At 62.4% G+C, this 17,342-nt stretch carries 15 protein-coding genes and 1 tRNA gene; 7 read left to right on the forward strand and 9 right to left on the reverse strand.

Annotated elements, in window-relative coordinates; genetic code table 11:
- Positions 1-47 precede the first annotated feature (47 nt).
- From WIN67_RS07050 to WIN67_RS07065, 4 genes are all read left to right on the forward strand, one after another.
- A complete protein-coding gene (locus WIN67_RS07050) occupies positions 48-968 on the forward strand; it encodes a dihydrodipicolinate synthase family protein (RefSeq protein WP_102878696.1) in 921 nt (306 codons plus the stop codon).
- A 143-nt stretch (positions 969-1,111) separates the two neighbouring features.
- The gene (locus WIN67_RS07055) at positions 1,112-2,683 is read left to right on the forward strand and encodes an APC family permease (protein ID WP_102878697.1); all 1,572 of its coding nucleotides are present in this window, start codon (positions 1,112-1,114) and stop codon (positions 2,681-2,683) included.
- A 32-nt stretch (positions 2,684-2,715) separates the two neighbouring features.
- Positions 2,716-4,335, forward strand: a complete 1,620-nt coding sequence (locus WIN67_RS07060) for an aldehyde dehydrogenase (NADP(+)) (RefSeq protein ID WP_339071690.1) — start codon at positions 2,716-2,718, stop codon at positions 4,333-4,335.
- Positions 4,336-4,345: 10 nt separating this feature from the next.
- Positions 4,346-5,356, forward strand: coding sequence for an Ldh family oxidoreductase (locus tag WIN67_RS07065; RefSeq protein WP_339070827.1), 1,011 nt, complete (start codon positions 4,346-4,348; stop codon positions 5,354-5,356).
- Between the two features lie 62 nt (positions 5,357-5,418).
- Here WIN67_RS07065 and WIN67_RS07070 read toward each other — a convergent pair whose 3' ends face one another.
- On the reverse strand, positions 5,419-7,575 hold the full coding sequence (locus WIN67_RS07070) for a TonB-dependent siderophore receptor (RefSeq protein ID WP_339070828.1): 2,157 nt from the start codon (positions 7,573-7,575) through the stop codon (positions 5,419-5,421).
- Between the two features lie 228 nt (positions 7,576-7,803).
- On the opposite strand from WIN67_RS07070, the gene WIN67_RS07075 reads away from it, so the two are divergent.
- The gene (locus tag WIN67_RS07075) at positions 7,804-8,340 is read left to right on the forward strand and encodes a GNAT family N-acetyltransferase (RefSeq protein ID WP_102861575.1); all 537 of its coding nucleotides are present in this window, start codon (positions 7,804-7,806) and stop codon (positions 8,338-8,340) included.
- Between the two features lie 66 nt (positions 8,341-8,406).
- On the opposite strand, the gene WIN67_RS07080 is transcribed toward WIN67_RS07075, so the two are convergent.
- Positions 8,407-8,781: a hypothetical protein gene (locus tag WIN67_RS07080; RefSeq protein WP_110595061.1), complete on the reverse strand. Its 375-nt coding sequence runs from the start codon at positions 8,779-8,781 to the stop codon at positions 8,407-8,409.
- 225 nt (positions 8,782-9,006) lie between these two features.
- Positions 9,007-9,294 carry a hypothetical protein gene (locus WIN67_RS07085; protein WP_339070829.1) on the reverse strand — a complete coding sequence of 96 codons (288 nt, stop codon included), beginning with the start codon at positions 9,292-9,294 and terminating at the stop codon, positions 9,007-9,009.
- 559 nt (positions 9,295-9,853) lie between these two features.
- Here WIN67_RS07085 and WIN67_RS07090 point away from each other — a divergent pair.
- Complete coding sequence (locus WIN67_RS07090; protein WP_102878704.1) at positions 9,854-11,629, forward strand: putative bifunctional diguanylate cyclase/phosphodiesterase; 1,776 nt, start codon at positions 9,854-9,856, stop codon at positions 11,627-11,629.
- A gap of 45 nt (positions 11,630-11,674) precedes the next feature.
- On the opposite strand, the gene WIN67_RS07095 is transcribed toward WIN67_RS07090, so the two are convergent.
- On the reverse strand, positions 11,675-12,403 hold the full coding sequence (locus tag WIN67_RS07095; protein WP_339070830.1) for a class I SAM-dependent methyltransferase: 729 nt from the start codon (positions 12,401-12,403) through the stop codon (positions 11,675-11,677).
- Between the two features lie 261 nt (positions 12,404-12,664).
- Here WIN67_RS07095 and WIN67_RS07100 point away from each other — a divergent pair, with 261 nt between their 5' ends.
- Positions 12,665-13,090: an SMI1/KNR4 family protein gene (locus WIN67_RS07100; protein ID WP_339071692.1), complete on the forward strand. Its 426-nt coding sequence runs from the start codon at positions 12,665-12,667 to the stop codon at positions 13,088-13,090.
- Positions 13,091-13,254: 164 nt separating this feature from the next.
- Here WIN67_RS07100 and WIN67_RS07105 read toward each other — a convergent pair.
- From WIN67_RS07105 to WIN67_RS07125, 5 genes are all read right to left on the reverse strand, one after another.
- Positions 13,255-13,328: transfer RNA gene (locus WIN67_RS07105), tRNA-Gly, on the reverse strand.
- Positions 13,329-13,484: 156 nt separating this feature from the next.
- Positions 13,485-14,369, reverse strand: a complete 885-nt coding sequence (locus WIN67_RS07110; RefSeq protein WP_102861581.1) for an alpha/beta fold hydrolase — start codon at positions 14,367-14,369, stop codon at positions 13,485-13,487.
- A 325-nt stretch (positions 14,370-14,694) separates the two neighbouring features.
- Positions 14,695-15,387 carry a 16S rRNA pseudouridine(516) synthase gene (locus WIN67_RS07115; RefSeq protein WP_102861582.1) on the reverse strand — a complete coding sequence of 231 codons (693 nt, stop codon included), beginning with the start codon at positions 15,385-15,387 and terminating at the stop codon, positions 14,695-14,697.
- 33 nt (positions 15,388-15,420) lie between these two features.
- Positions 15,421-15,639, reverse strand: a complete 219-nt coding sequence (locus WIN67_RS07120) for a cysteine-rich CWC family protein (protein ID WP_339070831.1) — start codon at positions 15,637-15,639, stop codon at positions 15,421-15,423.
- Entirely contained in the window at positions 15,632-17,119 is a 1,488-nt protein-coding gene (locus tag WIN67_RS07125; RefSeq protein WP_110595064.1) for a sensor domain-containing diguanylate cyclase, read from the reverse strand. Before WIN67_RS07125 ends, WIN67_RS07120 begins: the two co-directional genes overlap by 8 nt.
- Positions 17,120-17,342: the final 223 nt, after the last annotated feature.

Raw genomic sequence — 17,342 nt, forward strand, 5'->3', positions numbered from 1 at the left:
GTTTTCAACGTCAGTCGGCCCGGCCGACCTCAAACAAGGACAAGACCATGAGCCGTAAAGCCATCCAATGGAGCGGTGTATTCCCCGCTGTGACCACTCAATTCAAAGCCGATTTCTCCCTCGACCTGCAGGCCACCCACAAGGTCATGCGCAACCTGGTGGACGACGGCGTATCCGGCCTGGTGGTGTGCGGCACCGTGGGGGAAAACACCTCCTTGAGCACCGCGGAAAAACTGTCGGTGATCGAAGTCGCCAAGGACGCCGCCGGCGGTCGGGTGCCGGTGATCGCCGGGGTGGCCGAATTCACCACCGAGTTCGCCCGCCATACGGTGCGCGAAGCGGCTCGGGTCGGGGTCGATGGGGTGATGGTGATGCCGGCTCTGGTGTACTCGGCCAAGCCTCATGAAACCGCGGCGCATTTTCGTGCGGTGGCCACCGGTACCGACCTGCCGGTGATGGTCTACAACAACCCGCCGATCTACAAGAATGACGTCACCCCCGAGGTGCTGATCGCCCTGCAGGACTGCGAGAACATCGTCTGCTTCAAGGATTCCTCCGGCGATACCCGGCGTTTCATCGACCTGCGCAACGCAGTCGGCGATCGCTTCGTGCTGTTCGCCGGTCTCGACGATGTGGTGGTCGAGAGCGTGGCGGTGGGGGCCGAGGGCTGGGTCTCGGGCATGTCCGTGGCCTTCCCCAAGGAGGGTGAGACCCTGTTCCGCCTGGCCAAGGAAAAACGCTTCGAGGAGGCCCTGGCCCTGTACCGCTGGTTCATGCCGCTGCTGCACCTGGACGCTCGTCCGGACCTGGTGCAGTGCATCAAGCTCTGTGAAGAACTGGTGGGCCGTGGTTCGTCCATTACCCGGCCGCCGCGTCTGGCGCTGCAGGGTGAAACCCTGGCCGAAGTCAAAGCCCTGGTCGCCAAGGCCCTGGCCACGCGCCCGAGCCTGCCGGACGTCGGTCTGTAGAAACGGGCCTGCAGGACTTGGTCGGGTGCCCTGGGTGGGGGCACCCGCTTCTGCAATACCCCATGTGCTGCAAGCGTCGAGCGGCTCCGCCGACGTGACATTCGACTTGCCTATTCCAATAACCTCAAAAAAGGCGCAGCCCCATGTCAGGCAAAGGCAAATTCAAGAAACAACTCTCTCTGGTGGACCTGACCTTTATCGGTCTGGGTGCGATCTTCGGTTCCGGCTGGCTGTTCGCGGCCAGTCACGTTTCGGCGATTGCCGGGCCGGCGGGGATCTTTTCCTGGCTGCTGGGCGGGTTCGCCGTGCTGCTGTTGGGCATCGTTTACTGCGAGCTGGGGGCCGCTCTGCCCCGGGCCGGTGGGGTGGTGCGCTACCCGGTGTTCTCCCATGGCCCGCTGCTGGGCTATTTGATGGGGTTCATCACCCTGATCGCCTTTTCCAGCCTGGTGGCGATTGAAGTGGTGGCGGCCCGGCAATACGCCGCGGCCTGGTTCCCGGCGTTGACCCATGAAGGCTCCAGCAACCCGACCATCATCGGCTGGCTGGTGCAGTTTGCCCTGTTGTGCCTGTTCTTCTGGCTCAACTACTACAGCGTCAAGACCTTCGCCAAATCCAACAACTTCATCAGCCTGTTCAAGTTCATCGTGCCGCTGCTGGTGATCGCGGTGCTGTTCACCTTCTTCAAGCCCGACAACTTCCATGTCCAGGGTTTTGCCCCGTTCGGCCTGTCGGGGATCGAGATGGCGGTCTCGGCGGGGGGCATCATCTTCGCCTACCTGGGGCTGACGCCGATCATCTCCGTGGCCAGTGAAGTGCGTAATCCCCAGCGCACCATCCCCATCGCGCTGATTCTCTCGGTGTTGCTTTCGACCTTGATCTACGGCCTGCTGCAACTGGCCTTTCTGGGCAGCATTCCCACGGAAATGCTGGCCAATGGTTGGAGCGGCATCAGCAAGGAATTCTCTCTGCCGTACCGCGACATTGCCCTGACCCTCGGGGTCGGCTGGCTGGCCTATCTGGTGGTGGCCGACGCGGTGATCTCCCCCAGCGGCTGCGGCAACATCTACATGAACGCCACGCCGCGGGTGGTCTACGGCTGGGCCCGGACCGGGACCTTCTTCAAAGTTTTCACCCGCATCGATGAAGAGTCCGGCATCCCGCGTCCGGCGCTGTGGCTGACCTTCGGCCTGTCGGTGTTCTGGACCCTGCCGTTCCCCTCGTGGGAGGCGTTGATCAACGTGGTGTCAGCGGCCCTGGTGCTCAGTTATGCAGTGGCCCCCATCAGCGTCGCGGCGTTGCGCAAGAGTGCACCGCAACTGGCGCGGCCGTTTCGGGTCCGCGCCTTTGCAGTGCTGGGCCCGGTGTCCTTCGTGATCGCGGCATTGATCGTCTACTGGTCCGGCTGGGGCACGGTGTCCTGGCTGCTGGGGCTGCAGATCCTGATGTTCGTGATCTACCTGCTGTGCAAACGCCTGGTGCCCACCGACCACCTGAGCCTGGGCGAGCAGGTGCGCTCATCGCTGTGGCTGATCGCCTTCTATGGGCTGACCATTGTCATTTCCTACCTGGGCAGCTTCGGCGGCATCGGCGCCCTGACTCATCCCTACGACACCCTCACCGTCACCCTCATGGCCCTGTGCATCTACTACTGGGGCGCCAATACCGGAGTGCCCAGTGCCAAGCTGGTGCTGGACGGCGATGAGGTGGAATGACCATGACCACTTTCATGCAGACGAGGTTATCCATGACTGTTACCGGACAGATGCTGATAGGTCACACCGCCGTGCTTGGCGGCCAGGGCTCGATTCATGGGCTGGCCGCCGCCAGTGGCGAGGTGTTGCAACCGGCTTTCGGTGGCGCCTCGGCCGCTGAACTTGAGCGCGCCTGTGCCCTGGCGGAGGCGGCGTTCGATCCTTATCGCCAGTTGCCGCTTGCACAGCGGGCGGCCTTTCTGGAGAGCATTGCCAGCCATGTTCTGGGCTTGGGCGAGGAGCTGATTGAGCGCTGTCAGTTGGAAACCGGCTTGCCCCGGGCTCGCCTGGAAGGTGAGCGGGGGCGCACCGTCGGCCAATTGCGCCTGTTTGCCCAGGTAGTCCGTGACGGTGGTTTTCTCGGGGTCAGGATCGACCCGGCGCAACCTGAGCGTCAGCCTCTGCCCAGGGTCGAGCTGCGCCTGCGGCATATCGGCCTGGGCCCGGTGGCGGTGTTTGGCGCGTCGAACTTTCCCCTGGCGTTTTCCGTGGCCGGCGGCGACACCGCTTCGGCCCTGGCGGCGGGTTGTCCGGTGATCGTCAAGGCCCACTCGGCGCACCCCGGTACATCAGAGTTGGTGGGGCAGGCCATTGCCCGGGCCGCGCAGAGCCTGGGATTGCCCGAGGGGGTGTTTTCGCTGCTGTTCGACAGCGGTCGGGCCATCGGCCAGGGACTGGTGGCGGACCCGCGGATCAAGGCAGTGGGGTTTACCGGCTCGCGCACGGGCGGGGTCGCGCTGATGCAGATCGCCGCATTACGTCCTGAGCCGATTCCCGTGTATGCCGAGATGAGCTCCATCAATCCGGTGCTGTTGTTGCCCCAAGCCCTGGAGGCGCGGGCGGAGCAGATTGCCCCGGCGTTCGTTGCCTCGCTGACCCAGGGTGCCGGGCAGTTCTGTACCAACCCGGGCTTGATCCTGGCCCTGGAAGGCCCGGCATTGCAGCGCTTTGAAAGCGCCGCTGCCGCTGCCCTAGCCACACAGGCAGCGCAGACCATGCTTACCCCAGGCATTCACCGCAGTTACTGCCAGGGCGTTGCCGCCCTGGCGGCCCATGCCCAGGTGCAGACCTTGGCCCAGGGCTTGGCGGGGCAGGGCACTCAGGCCCGAGGCGCGTTGTTCGCCACCTCGGCCGAGGCCTTCATGGGCTGCGCTCAATTGCGGGAAGAGGTCTTTGGCCCGGCCTCGTTGATCGTTAGGTGCCCGGACTTTGCCGCCTTGCAACAGGTGCTGCAGAGCCTGGAGGGCCAGTTGACCATTGCGCTGCACCTGAGCGATGGCGATCACCCCCAGGTCCGCACGCTGCTGCCGCTGTTGGAGCGCAAGGCCGGACGCCTGCTGGTCAACGGATTCGGCACTGGGGTCGAAGTGGCCCACGCCATGGTTCATGGCGGTCCGTTCCCGGCCACCTCCGACAGCCGCAGCACCTCGGTGGGCAGCCTGGCGATCCAGCGCTTTCTGCGTCCGGTGTCCTACCAGGATCTGCCCGAGGCGCTGTTGCCTGCCGAACTGTCCAGCGGCAATCGGTTGCACGTACCGCAACTGATCGATGGCCAGGGGCCGATCAGCCCCACAACACACTCTCCCACAGGAGCTTTCACTCACCGCTCATAGAGGTTCCACCATGTCTGAATACATCACCCTGTCATTGGACGAAGTCCGCAGCCTATCTTTCCAGGTGCTCAGCCGACACGGCCTGTCCGACGCTCACAGTCGGGCGATCGCCGAGGTCATTACCCAGGGCCAGCGTGACGAATGCCATTCCCACGGGGTGTATCGCCTGCTGGGCTGCGTGCGCTCGGTGCGCGAAGGCAAGATCGACCCCCGGGCCGAGCCCAGCCTGCGACATGTGTCGCCTGGGGTGCTGGAAGTGGATGCCCATTACGGCTACTCCTTGCTGGGCTTCCACACCGGCCTGCCGGTCCTGGTGGAGAAGGCTCGTAGCCAGGGGGTCGCCGCCATGGTGATCAAGCGCTGTTTCCACTTTTCCGCCCTGTGGCCCGAGGTCGAGGCGATTGCCGCCACCGGGCTGGTGGGCCTGGCGATGAACCCCAGTCATAGCTGGGTGGCTCCGGCCGGAGGCCGGCACCCGGTGTTCGGCACCAACCCCCTGGCCTTTGCCTGGCCGCGACCGGGGGGCGATCCTTTTGTCTTCGACTTCGCCACCAGCGCCATTGCCCGCGGCGATATCGAATTGCATGCACGCCAGGGCAAGCCGATTCCCAGCCATTGGGCCATCGATGCCGACGGCGAACCCACCACTGACGCCCAGGCTGCATTGCGCGGTGCGATGCAGACCTTTGGCGGTCACAAGGGCTCGGCCCTGGCGGCGATGATCGAGTTGTTGGCCGGGGCCCTGATTGGCGACCTCACCAGTGTGGAGTCCATGGCCTTCGATGAAGGCGTCGGGGCGACGCCTTGTCATGGCGAGCTGGTGCTGGCGTTCGATCCCCAGGTGTTTCTGGGGCAGGGGTATCAGGCGGGGCTGGAGCGGGCGGAGGCTTTGTTCGCGGGGATTGCCCGGGATGGAGCGCGGTTGCCGTCCCAACGCAGGTTCGAGGCCCGGGCGCGCAGCCTGGAGCACGGGGTGCAGATTCCACGGGAGTTGCTGGAGGAGATCCGGCGGTTGCTCTAGGCAGGCGTTCGCTGACAAGCCAGCTCCAACCACACGTAGGAGCTAGCTTGCCGGCGAAAGCATCAGAACCTGACGTTCGCCGCCAGCTCGGCAGAGCGCCCTGGCGCGACAGTGGCGAACATGCCGACGTGGGAGGCGTCGTAGTAGGTCTTGTCGGTGAGGTTGAGCACGTTGAACTGCAGGTCCAGGTTCTTGTTCACCCGATAGGCCAGCATGGCGTCGTAGCGCCAGTAGGCATCGAGGCTGCGGGTGTTTTCATCGTTGGTGTAGCGCTCGCCCACATAGTTGGCGCCGGCACCGACTTTCAGGCGGTCGGTGAGCATGTAGGTGCTCCACAGCGAGGCGCTGTTGGGGGCGATGAATTTCATCTGGTTGCCGTTGAAGTCGGTGTTCCTGCCTGAGGCGTACTTGACCGTCTTGGCATCCAGGTAGGTGTAGCCCGCCATCACCTCCCATTGATCGGTGAGGTAACCGGTGGCCCCGACTTCAAAACCTTTCACTTCGACATCGCCATCCAGGGTCACTTCGTTGCTGATCGGGTCGTAGGTTCGGGCGTTGGTCTTCTCGGTCTTGAACACCGCTGCGGTCAGGGCCAGGCGCTCGTTGAGCAGGTCCCATTTGGTGCCCAGTTCGAGGCTGCGGCTCTTTTCCGGGTCCAGGTTGCTGAGCCGGCCGCCTGCTGCGCCATCGGCGCCGCCCGACTGCCCGGCGGTTTCGCCCGAAGGGTTGAACGAGGTGCCGTAGGACAGGTAGATGCTGCCGTAGGGCAGGGGCTTGAAGACGATACCGCTTTGGTAGGCCCACATATTGCTGCGGTTGCTCTGGCTGGGGTCCCTGACGTGATAGGCGTCATAGCGCACCCCCAGGTTCAGGTCCCATTGCTCGTGCAGGGCCAGGGTGTCCATCACATAGACGGCGCGGTTGTTGTGTTGGGTGACCGTGTGTTGGCCGTCGCCTCGTAGCACCGGGGCGAATGGGTCTTTGGGATTGGGGTGATTGAGGTCGCCCAGGTTGCTGTTCTTGGGGCTTGCATAACGATTCTTGACGTCGATCCGTTCGCGCGAGAACTCCAGGCCCGCGCTGTAGCTGTGGCCGATGGAGCCGGTGTCGAATGTGCCGAAGATGTCGGTCTGGTTGATCAGCGATTCGTTGACCACGTTGCGCCCGCGAGCCGCACGTTGCACGGTGTTCGCCTGTTCCTGCGCCGCCGTGGATATCGGCCGGCTCATGACGTAGTCCTGCATGCTGCGGCCCTGGCGGGTGGTGTTGCGCAGGGTCAGGTGGTCGTTGACGTCATGTTCCAGTTGCAAGGTCGCAAGGTCTGCCGAGGTCTTGCGGAAGTCGCGCTGGGTGAAGCCATAGAAGTTGTCGCGGTCGACCTTGATCGGCTTGCCGGAGATTTCCGACACCGGGATGCCCTGGTCGGGCATGTCGTCGGTCTGCAGGTGGTAGTAGCTCAAGGTGGCGCGGGTGTCGGTGTTCAGGCCGAAGGTCACGCTCGGTGCCACGCCCCAGCGCGACACCTGCACATGATCGCGCCCGGGGGTATCGGCTTCATGCTTCATGGCGTTCAGGCGCAGGGCCATGTTCTGTTCGGGCAGGTACTGGTTGAGGTCGAGGGTGCTGCGCCGCTGATGATCGGTGCCCAGGGTCAGGCTGCCAGCGCTGAAGTCCTCCTGCTGCGGTACTTTGCTGATCAGGTTGATGGTGCCGCCGGTGGAGCCGCGTCCCGAGTAGGCCGAACCCGGGCCTTTGACGATTTCGATCTGCTCGTAGTTGAACACTTCATGGTTCATCCGGCCGACGTCGCGGATGCCGTCGATCATGATGTCGGTGCTGGCCTCGAAGCCGCGGATGAAGGGGCGATCCCCCAGCGGCGTTCCGCCTTCCCCGGCGCCGAAGGTGATGCCCGGGGTCGTGCGCAAGGCATCGGTCAGGGTCGACACGGCACGTTCCTGCATCAGGGTGTCGGTGATGATGGTCACCGACTTCGGCGTTTCCCGCAGGGGCGCGGTGAACTTCACCGAATCCGAGGCCTCGCGCTTGTAGCCGGGCTGATGCACCCCTTGCACATGGGTTGGCGCCAGGGTGACAGGTGTCGCCTCGGTGTGACGCTTGGCGTCTTCAGCAGCGGCTCCCAGGCTGGCTTCGCTGAGGGCCATCAGACCGAGAGAGGTGGACCACAACTTCCAGGGTTGTGGGCGGGCGGGACTGGACATTGAGATAGAGCCTCCGTTTTATTTGGAAGCGATTCTCATTAGATAATTATTATCATTCAATCAGATAGTTCTGAACAATGGTGTCGAAAAGTGTATGCGTGGCTGTATACGAAGTGAGGGGGCTTGATCGGGTTTGCTGTGCGGAGCGACGTATTTTCTTGCGGCGGCCTGTTTTCTTTTTCCGCCCGCCGCTGTTTCATGGTCGACCATCAACCCAGGAGATCACGGATGAATCTGCACTTCGAAACCCCCAACCTGATATTGCGCCCACGCACGCTCGAACACTTCGAGGCCTGCTTGCGCATGGACCTGGACCCTGAAGTCACGCGCTTCACTCCGGGGATCTGGGACGGTGGGCAATGGCACCGGGATTTCCTGCGGTCGCGCATGACCCAGGACTTTGGTGAGCGATGCGGTTACTGGGCGATCTTCGCCAAGGAGGCCCCGGACGATTTACTGGGCTGGGTCTCGTTCATTCCTTTCGACGCCGTGGGCCCGGAACTGGAGATGGGCTGGCGTCTGGTGCGGCGGGCCTGGGGCCGGGGGGTGGCCTCTGAGGCCGCCAGGCGCATTGTCGAGCACGCCTTTGCCGACCCGGAGGTCGAGCGGATTGTCGCTGATGCTCACATCGACAATGGCGCCTCGTTGGCGGTGGCTCGCAAGCTGGGTTTTCGTTTCACTCACGACGGCGAATTCGAAGGCCTGCCAAGCCGGTTTTTCGAAATGACCCGTGAGGATTTTCATCAGCAGACAGCGACCGGTTGAAGGGCTGCTGGCTCTGGGGAGACGGGGCGCCGTTGCGTGGCGCCCCGCAATGAAGACCGTCGCCGGTCAAAGGTGACGGCTGACCCACCACAACACCAGGAAGGCGATGACCGCGGCCAGAGCTGACAGCTGGAACAGATTGATCAGCCATTTCAGGCCCAGGGGGAAGTTCTTGTAGTCCCGCACATCCATGCCGCCATTGCGCAGAAAGAGGTGGGGCATGGCGAACATCCCGCCGATGCACACCAGCATGCACAGACGGCTGAGAGGGTCCTTGCCCAGCAGTGGCATGCGAATGGCGATGACCCGGCAGCGGGCCAGGTACTTGACCATGTCATCGATCTTGAAATAGCCCAGGTAGACCTGGATCACCAGGGACACCAGACCGGACATGACCACCAGAATCCAACCCGCGGTATAAATATCTTTGGCGTTGCACATATCTATTCAGTGACCTCCTCAAGCTTCACGACCAGGCGTTCAGCGTCGCACTCCTCCAATGAGCCCTGGCACGCAGGGCAGCCGACCACCATAGCACCCCTGGACCAAGGACGGGCGCAGGGCTCCCCTGGGGCAGGAGAGTTGTAGCGACCCTAGCCGGGGGCTGGCCCGGTTGCCATGAGACGAGTACCAAAGACCCGGGGTTGGCGTGCTGGAGGGGAGGGGTCAGAGCTTGGCGCAACGTTCCACGTCGGCCTGGGTGGTGACCTGGGTATCGATGCCCAAACGGTACTTGCAGTAGTCGATGATCATCTGCCGGTGCTCGGGAGTGAGCTTTTCTACGCGCCGGTAGTCGCCGTCATTGGCGTGGATATTGAAGAACTTCAGGCGCAGCGTCGGGGACTGCTTGATAAACCAGCGGGTGTGGGTCTCGGCTTCTTCCAGCTCGGTGTAGTAGCCGACGTTGAGCACCACCAGCAGGCCGAGGAATAGCAGGAATACGAGTTTTTTCATGGTACGGCTCCATCCATGGGCAGGGCGGCGCATGGTTCCGGCTTTGCTCATGCTTGGCAAGGGACTGTCATGAATTGTCACGCTTGCCGCCGGCAGGTTCAGCCAGCAGACAGTCGCAGGCTGTTAAAAGATTCGGACGCCCGGCAGGAGCAGGGTCGTGACAAGGGGGCAAGAAGGTCGGGACTCTGGAACTGGCCTGATGATGCAATAGCAAAGAAAGCGATCTGCGGATCGCTTTTTTTGTCTTCGCAAGGTACGCGCCTGCCGATCTGCCAGGGTTTGCAGAGAGGGGCTCGAGCAGGACGCAATGGCCGGCAAGGTCTCTTTGTCATGGGACGCGAGCGCTCTGGAACGGTCTTTTCAAGGTCGCTATGTATTGTTCCGGGCAATACCGTTCGTCCGACGGATGGAATTGGCAAGCACTAGTCACTGCGTCATGCTGTCGATGGATGTCGTAATGCCACCATTTTGGGCTCAACCCGTTTCCAGGTGGTGTTTTCCCCCTGCGCTGCTGAGATAGGTTTTCTGATGAGTGTGTTGATCCTGCCTGAGGCGCGGTATGCCCGATAAGGCGTTGGTCGAGGAGCAGCGCCTGGCTGCTCTGTATGCCCTGGAACTGCTGGACACGGCCCGTTGTGAGCGTTTTGATCGTATTTGTCGCCTGGCGGCGCAGTACTTCAAGGTACCCACGGCCCTGATCACCCTGGTGGATCGGGATCGCCAGTGGTTCATGTCGCGGGTGGGCTTCGTCGCCGAGCAGACCCCCATCGATCAATCGTTCTGTGCCTACACCATCAAGTCCGGCGATGTGTTTGAAGTGGAAAACGCCCGCCGGGATGTGCGCTTTCATGCCAATCCCCTGGTCACCGAAGATCCATGCATCGGCTTTTATGCCGGCGCGCCGCTGATCACATCCACCGGCCACGCCATCGGCAGTTTGTGCGTCATCGATAAACAGCCCCAGCGCTTGAATGCCGTCGAGCGCCAGCAACTGCGGGACCTGGCGTGCCTGGTGATGGAGCAGATCGAGCACCGTCAGCGCCAGACCCGTCGCGATCCGGTCAGCAGCCTGCCCAATCGGGAGCAATTCCAGAGCGATCTGTACGACCTGGCGGAACAGCATCCTGGCGAAAAGCGCGTGCTGGTGCTGGTGGATGCGGTGGACATGACCGTGGCTCACGAGCTGACCCTGGCCATGGGCATGGCTCCGTTTGAAATCATCGTGCGCTTCCTGGCCCAGCAACTGCTCACCTACCTGGGGCGGCATGTCCGGGTGTATCACGTCTCGGTCAAGCGTTTTGGCTTTCTGCTACCGGCAGCGCCGGGCATCGAACGTTTTCTCGAAGGGCTGGTTCGGCGTTTGCGGCGCCAGCCGCCGGGCCTTGAGCTGCCGATGATTCCCGCGGTATGTGCAGGCACCGTGGAGTTCTCCACGGACCGCGACGCGGTGCCGGACGTGCTGCGCAAAGCCATGTTCGCCCTGGAGCTGGCGACCTTGAAGCGCAGCACCTGGGCGCCCTATGACGTGGTGCGGGACCAGGCCTATCGACGTGCCTTCAATCTGGCGTCGGACATCAGCGAAGCCCTCGACAGCGGACAGATCTACCTGATGTTCCAGCCGCGCTTCGCCCTGCCCGATGGTGCCCAGGTCAGCGCCGAGGCACTGATCCGCTGGGATCACCCTTGGCTGGGACCGATTTCCCCGGCGGAATTCATTCCGGTCATGGAGCGCAACGCCTTGATCCACCGGGTGACCCATTGGGTGATCAACGCGGTGCTGGACAGGCTGCATAGCTGGAGTTCCAGCGATGTACAGCGCCTGTCGATCAACCTGTCCCCCCAGGATTTCGAGGACCAGGACATTGCCGATGTACTCAGGGAGGCCTGCCAGCGTCACCGCATCGATCCCCGGCGCCTGGAGGTGGAGATCACTGAAGGTGCCTGGCTGCGCTCCAACCCTAAGGTGCTGGATCAGTTGAGCAAGATCCGCGGCCTGGGCATGGACGTGGCCATCGATGATTTCGGTACCGGCTACAGCAACTTCGCCTACCTGCATCAGATTCCCGCCAATGTGGTGAAGCTCGACAAATCCATGGTCACGGACCTTGAGAGCAGCGCCCAGCACCAGAAGATCACCCGTTCGGTCATTGCCCTGGCCAGGGAGCTGGGCTATCGCACCGTGGCCGAGGGCATCGAGAGTTTCAAATGCCTGCAGATGCTACGGGCCTTTGGCTGCGACGAGGCCCAGGGCTATTTCCTGGCCCGGCCCATGGCCCAGGAAAAATTCCTCGCTCACAGCGGGGCCCGGCGTTTTCCGTTGCAGCAGGGCGTCTAGCATGCAGGACAAGCCTGCCGAGGTGGCCGCGCAACGGCGGCCGCCTCAGCGCTGGGCGGCCACCAGCAACATCATCGGTCGCTCGCGCTCTTCTTCCAGAGCCGGTTGCTCCAGCACTTGCTGGGCGCTCGGCCCCCACTCCTCGACATGGCGAATGCTGAACCCTGTGTCGATCAGCGTGTTGAGCAGAGTGCCCAGGGTCCGGTGCTGCTTGATCACGCCCTCCGCCAGCCAATGGGTCACCCGTTCGCCTTCTTGCTGGTAGCTGTCCAGCGGCCAGGATTTGCGGCCCTGGTCATCCACCTGCCAACCCGGGTTGCGCGGGGCCATGAAGATCGGGTGCTCGATGGAGAACACCAGGCGTGCCCCGGGTACCAGGGCGGCATGGACCTGGGTGAACAGCCCGCGCAAGTCCTTGATGTAGTGCAGGGCCAGGGAGCTGTAGGCCAGGTCGAAGCTGCAGGCGGGCAGGCTCAGGTGTTCCAGATCGGCCCGCTGATAATCGATGTTGGGCGCCGAGGTGCTGGCGCGGGCGGTCGCCAGCATCTTTTGCGAAACGTCCAGGCCCAGTACCTGTCGGGCCCCCTGTTCGCTGGCCCAGCGGCTGAACCAGCCATAACCGCAGCCCAGGTCCACCACCTTGAGACCGTTCATGGTGGGCAGCAGAGCTTGCAGGGCTGGCCATTCCGGTGCCGCATCGAGGCCGCCGAGGGAGCGGCCCATCAGGCTGTAGCCCTGGAAAAAGGTCGGATCGTCGTAAATATTCTGGGTCATGCAGCGTTTCCTTGAGGGTCGTGTGCAGCCGTGATGTCGGGCGGATGATGCAAAAGACGCGGCTGAGGTTTTTCCTCTGACCCGGTCACGGCGATTTTCACTCAGTGTGGGTTATGCATTATCGTGCGCCACGCCTCAAACGATCAGCGTCGTCATCGACACCAAGCCAACCGATAGCGGTGGGTGATCGTCTGTAAGGGCCAACCGAATCCCCCGAACCTGGGTCTGTACCCTAAGCGAGGCACCTTGGGCAAAGCGCGAGTGATAGGCACGACAATAGAGGCCATTCATGCTGCCGAGACAGCATTGGGGCGAACCTTCCCCAGGTCATTCGTGGACTGGCTGCTGGAGCACAACGGCAAGGCGCTGGGGGGGCTGGAAGTGTTTCCTGTCTTTGATGCGCGTGATCCCCGCAAGACCTGGGAGTCGATAGTCCGCCATTTCGAGCAAGGCTGGCGGGCTTGGCAAGACACTTTCTCCGGCATCGAGCTCGACTGCTCCAGCCTGTTGCCGTTCGCTCAATTTGGGACGGGCGACTATTACTGCTTCGATTACGCGGTACTGGGCGACGCCGGTGAGCCGGTCGTGGTGCTGTGGTCCCATGAGACGGGCCGAACCTGCGTCGTTGCGGATGGCTATGCCGCTTTTTTGGCCAATCCCGATCAATTGTGCCACGCACCCGGCTGATGGGCCGTTGGCACTGGTCGATGCTGAAACAGCGGCGCTCCAATGATCTGCACGAGGCTTGGGCTTGGTTCGCTAGGTTTGCTGCTGGGAGGAGAGGAGATCGTTTGAATCAACGACTTGAGAAGCTTCTACAGATATCTGCGGGAGCCCGCAGATTGGGGAAGTGGAGCGGGTGAAGGGAATCGAACCCTCGTTATCAGCTTGGGAAGCTGGAGTAATGCCATTATACGACACCCGCTCGAACGGCTGACTTTGTACCAGAAGTGGCCGGGGATTTGAAGTTTTTCTTTATCTGACTTGTGCTTGCGTGTCGGTTGAGGTCGCCACAGGTGCCCCACCCGCCAGGAAAAACAGGGTTTTTCAAGGCGGGGTGACGGCCTGTGGCGACGGGGTTTCAGATGGCCCGTGCATGCTGATCATGAACATAGTGTGGACGCGAGCGGTTGTCGTACTGGGCTGGCTTGAGGAAGCCCAGGAGTGCCTGGCGACTGTCGCGGCAGGCGGCCTTGTGTTCCATGTCGAGAAAGTGCCCGGTGGCCTGGATGGTGCTGAAGCTTGCGTGCTGTACATGGTCGGCGAACAGCTTGGCGTCGTTGGCTGAGGTGTACTCGTCCCACTCACCGTTGAGAAACAGCACCGGCACCTGGATGTTCTTCGCCGCCCGCAAGTAGCACTGGCGATCACCGTTGAGCACATGGCTGATGTGGAAGTGCATCTGCCCGTACTCATGCTCCGCCAGGCTGCTGACATGGCGATAGTTGAAGCGCTTGAACAGCGATGGCAGGTGTTTGCCGATGGTGTCGTTGACCAGGTGGCCGACGCGATGGCGGTCGAGGCTGCCGAGGTAGTCGACACCGCGCTCCAGGTAGTCGCGCATGGGTTCGTTGAGCACCGGAGAGAACGAGCTGATCACCGCCTTCTCGATGCGTCGAGGACGTTGGGACAAGGCCTGCAAGGCCGCGGCGCCGCCCCACGAGAACGACAGCACATGCTCGGCGGCGAAGTGCTCGATCAACTCCAGCAGGATCTGCCCTTCCACTTCCTTGGTGAGCATCCGTTCGTGCTTGTTGTGGGCCTTGGACCGGCCCGCGTAGGGCTGGTCGTAGAGCACCACGTTGAACTGCGGGTACAGATTCTTCACGGTCTGGGCAAAGGACGCAGTGGTGGCCATCGAGCCGTTGACCAGAATGATGGTCTTGTCTGCGGCATCTGCGCGATAGAACTCCGTGTAAACCCGATACTGACCCTGTATATCCAGCACAGCGATTTCTGGCCTCATGTCATAAGACTCCTGGCAAGCGGGTATGCGCGCAACATTGAGTGTGCACGGGCAATGTGACAGGTAGGCATACGCCTGGAATCGGAGCCCATGTCGATCCGGTAATGCAGGTCGACGGGTATTGTTATAGGCGGGCGATTTACCGGGTTGAATGCAGAGCAGGCAGGGCTCAGGCCGGCAAAAGGTTTCTTAGATGTGTATGGATGACTCATCGGTCACATTTCGGCCGACGGACTGATTCAAGCAGGGCAACCGGGAACCTGCAAGTGCGTTGGGCAAATTGTTCGACAGCTTCTGCCCAGCGGTCATTCAGTGGGACGCGGCGTCAGATCAGGCGGATTTCGTCTGCGCTGAGGGGGCGGTATTGGCCTGGGGCAAGGCATTCATCCAGTACCAGTGGTCCCATGCGTTCGCGGTGCAGGCGCACCACCTTGTTGTTGAAGTGGCCGAACATCCGTTTGACCTGGTGATAGCGCCCCTCGACGATGCTCAGCCTGGCGCTATGGGGGCCGAGGATCTGCAATTGCGCAGGCAGGGTGGTGAGGTCCTCGAAGGCGAAATACAGACCCTGGGCGAAGGTCTCGATGTACTCGGGGCCAATCTCCTGCTCGGTTTCCACGTAGTAGAGCTTGGGTAGCTTGGTCTGCGGCTGGGTCAAGCGTCGCGACCAGCTGCCGTCGTTGGTGATCAGCATCAGCCCGGTGGTGTTGTAATCCAGGCGCCCGGCGATGTGCAGGTCCTGGGGATCCGGCTCGTGGATCAGTTCCAGCACGGTCCTGTGCTCCGGGTCGCGGGTGGCGCTGACACAGCCCATGGGCTTGTGCAGCATGAAGTAACGCGCCGGCTTGCCGACCTGGAGCACTTCCTCATCCAGTTCCACGCGACTGAACTCACGGACCTCGGCCTTGGGGTCGCTTACCGGCTGCCCGTCGATGCGGATGCGGCGTTGCACCAGCAGCAGGCGCACCTGCTGACGGTTGAAGCGGGGCAGGTTGCTGAGGAAACGGTCAATGCGCATGGTGATCGGCGGTTGGGGGCAAGGTGAGGAGGTTCAGGAGCGTGGCAAGGTGCCGGCGCGCAACTGCGCTTCGACCCCGGCACAACGGGGGCACAGGCAGGAGCGGTCGCGCAGCTCTGGCGGCAAGGCTTCGATGATTGCCGGGTCGATGCTCACGGTGTAGCACCAGCAGGCATGGTCCGCAGTACGCGGGTCGGCCAGGGTGCAGTTGTTGCGGGCACCGCAGGCCGGGCAAAGGTCAGGTTCATTCATGGCTGGAGTGGGGCATTTCCACACAGGTTCGATTGCGTCCGCTCTGCTTGGCGCGGTACATCGCATGGTCGGCACGGGACAGCAGGCTGTGCAGGGTGTCTGCCGATTGCAGAGCGGTCAAGCCGATACTGACGGTCAGTTGCAGAGGCTGCCCTTCATAGTAGTAGCGCTGTTGTTCGGTCTGCTGGCGGATCTTCTCGGCAATGACCAGGGCGGCGCTGCTCTGGGTGTCCTTGAGCAGGACAATGAACTCCTCGCCGCCCCAGCGGCAGACGATGTCGGACTGGCGCAGGCAGTCCTGCAGGTCACGGGCAAAACCGCTGAGCACCAGGTCCCCGGCCAGATGGCCGTAGGTGTCGTTGAGGCGCTTGAAGTGATCCAGGTCCAGCAGCAGGGCGCACAGTGGCGTCATGTCCCGCCGCGCTTCCTGCAGAGCCTGGGCTGCCAGCAGATCGAAGCCGCGACGATTGGGCAGGCGGGTGAGGCTGTCGAGGGTGGCCTGGGCCTCGATCTTGCGCCGGTAGCGACGTACCACGCCGCTGAGCAGGATCAGCACGATGCTGGTGACCACCAGGCAGATCAGCAGGTTCAGGTACAGCGACTGACGGATGCTGTTGAGGGCGCCGTCTTCGCGCTTGTCGACGAACAGGTACCAGTTCAGTTCGGGAATGAAACGCACATTGAGAAAGTGCCCCTGGCCCTGGGTCGAGTATTCGTAGCTGCCGCTGTGGGGCTTGGGCAGTTGGGTCATCAGCTCCTTGAGGCTGTCCAGGTCATGCAGGGACTGGCCGCTGCGGGCGCCCTGGGGCCCACCGTCGGCGCCGGTGAGGACGATGCGGCCGAAGGTGTCGACGAAGTACACACTGCGCTGGTAGCGCTGCTGGTACTTGTCGATCAGCTTGATCACCGCGTCCACCGTCAAGCCCACTCCGGCCGCACCGATGAAGCGCTCCTGATAGTCGTAGACCTTGTAGTTGATGAAGAAGGTCAGTTTGTCCTGGTTGGCCAGGTCCGGGTCGACGTTGATTTCATAGGGCGTGGCCATGTCGCGTACGCGAAAGTACCAGGCGTCCCGGGGCTCATCGACCTTGACCTGCTTCAGCACGCCCTTGGCCTGGTAGTAGGTGAGGCTGGTGTTGGAGACGAAGAACGCGGTGTAGGCGCCATAGTGGGTCATGACCTCGTTGAGGTAACGGGTCATCTGGGTAGGGTCGCGTTCGCCGGCCACCACCCAGTCACGCATGAAGGTGTCGCGGGCCATCATCGAGGAGATCAGGACCGGCCGTACCAGGTCCTTCTGGATTTCCGAGTACACGGTGTCGGAGGTCAGGGGCAGCTCGGTGTTGACGATGTTGTCGCGGATCGAGTCCCGGGAGGCGTAGTAGCTGAGCAGGGAAGTGGCGAGGAAGCCGCTGCCCAGCAAGGTGATCAGGACCAGTACCAGCGAACGCTGCGAATACAAGGGAGAACGAAGCGGCATGGCAATTCCGTGATAGTGGCCCGATGACGCATTCTAGTGGCACAGCGCGGAAATAACTCGTTCATCAGCGCACTGAGTTGTCTAGGAATCGACACGCGGCATGGTGTTTTTCCGGCGCCGGAAATGCGGCCCCGAGTCGTCCTCACAGGGCGGTTACCGGCGGTCGAAGGACTTGTATCAACGTGTTGCCAAAATCGCACCAGAAGGGGTTTTTGCGGTCAGA

The sequence above is a fragment of the Pseudomonas idahonensis genome, from assembly GCF_037903935.1.
Taxonomy (GTDB): domain Bacteria; phylum Pseudomonadota; class Gammaproteobacteria; order Pseudomonadales; family Pseudomonadaceae; genus Aquipseudomonas; species Aquipseudomonas danubii.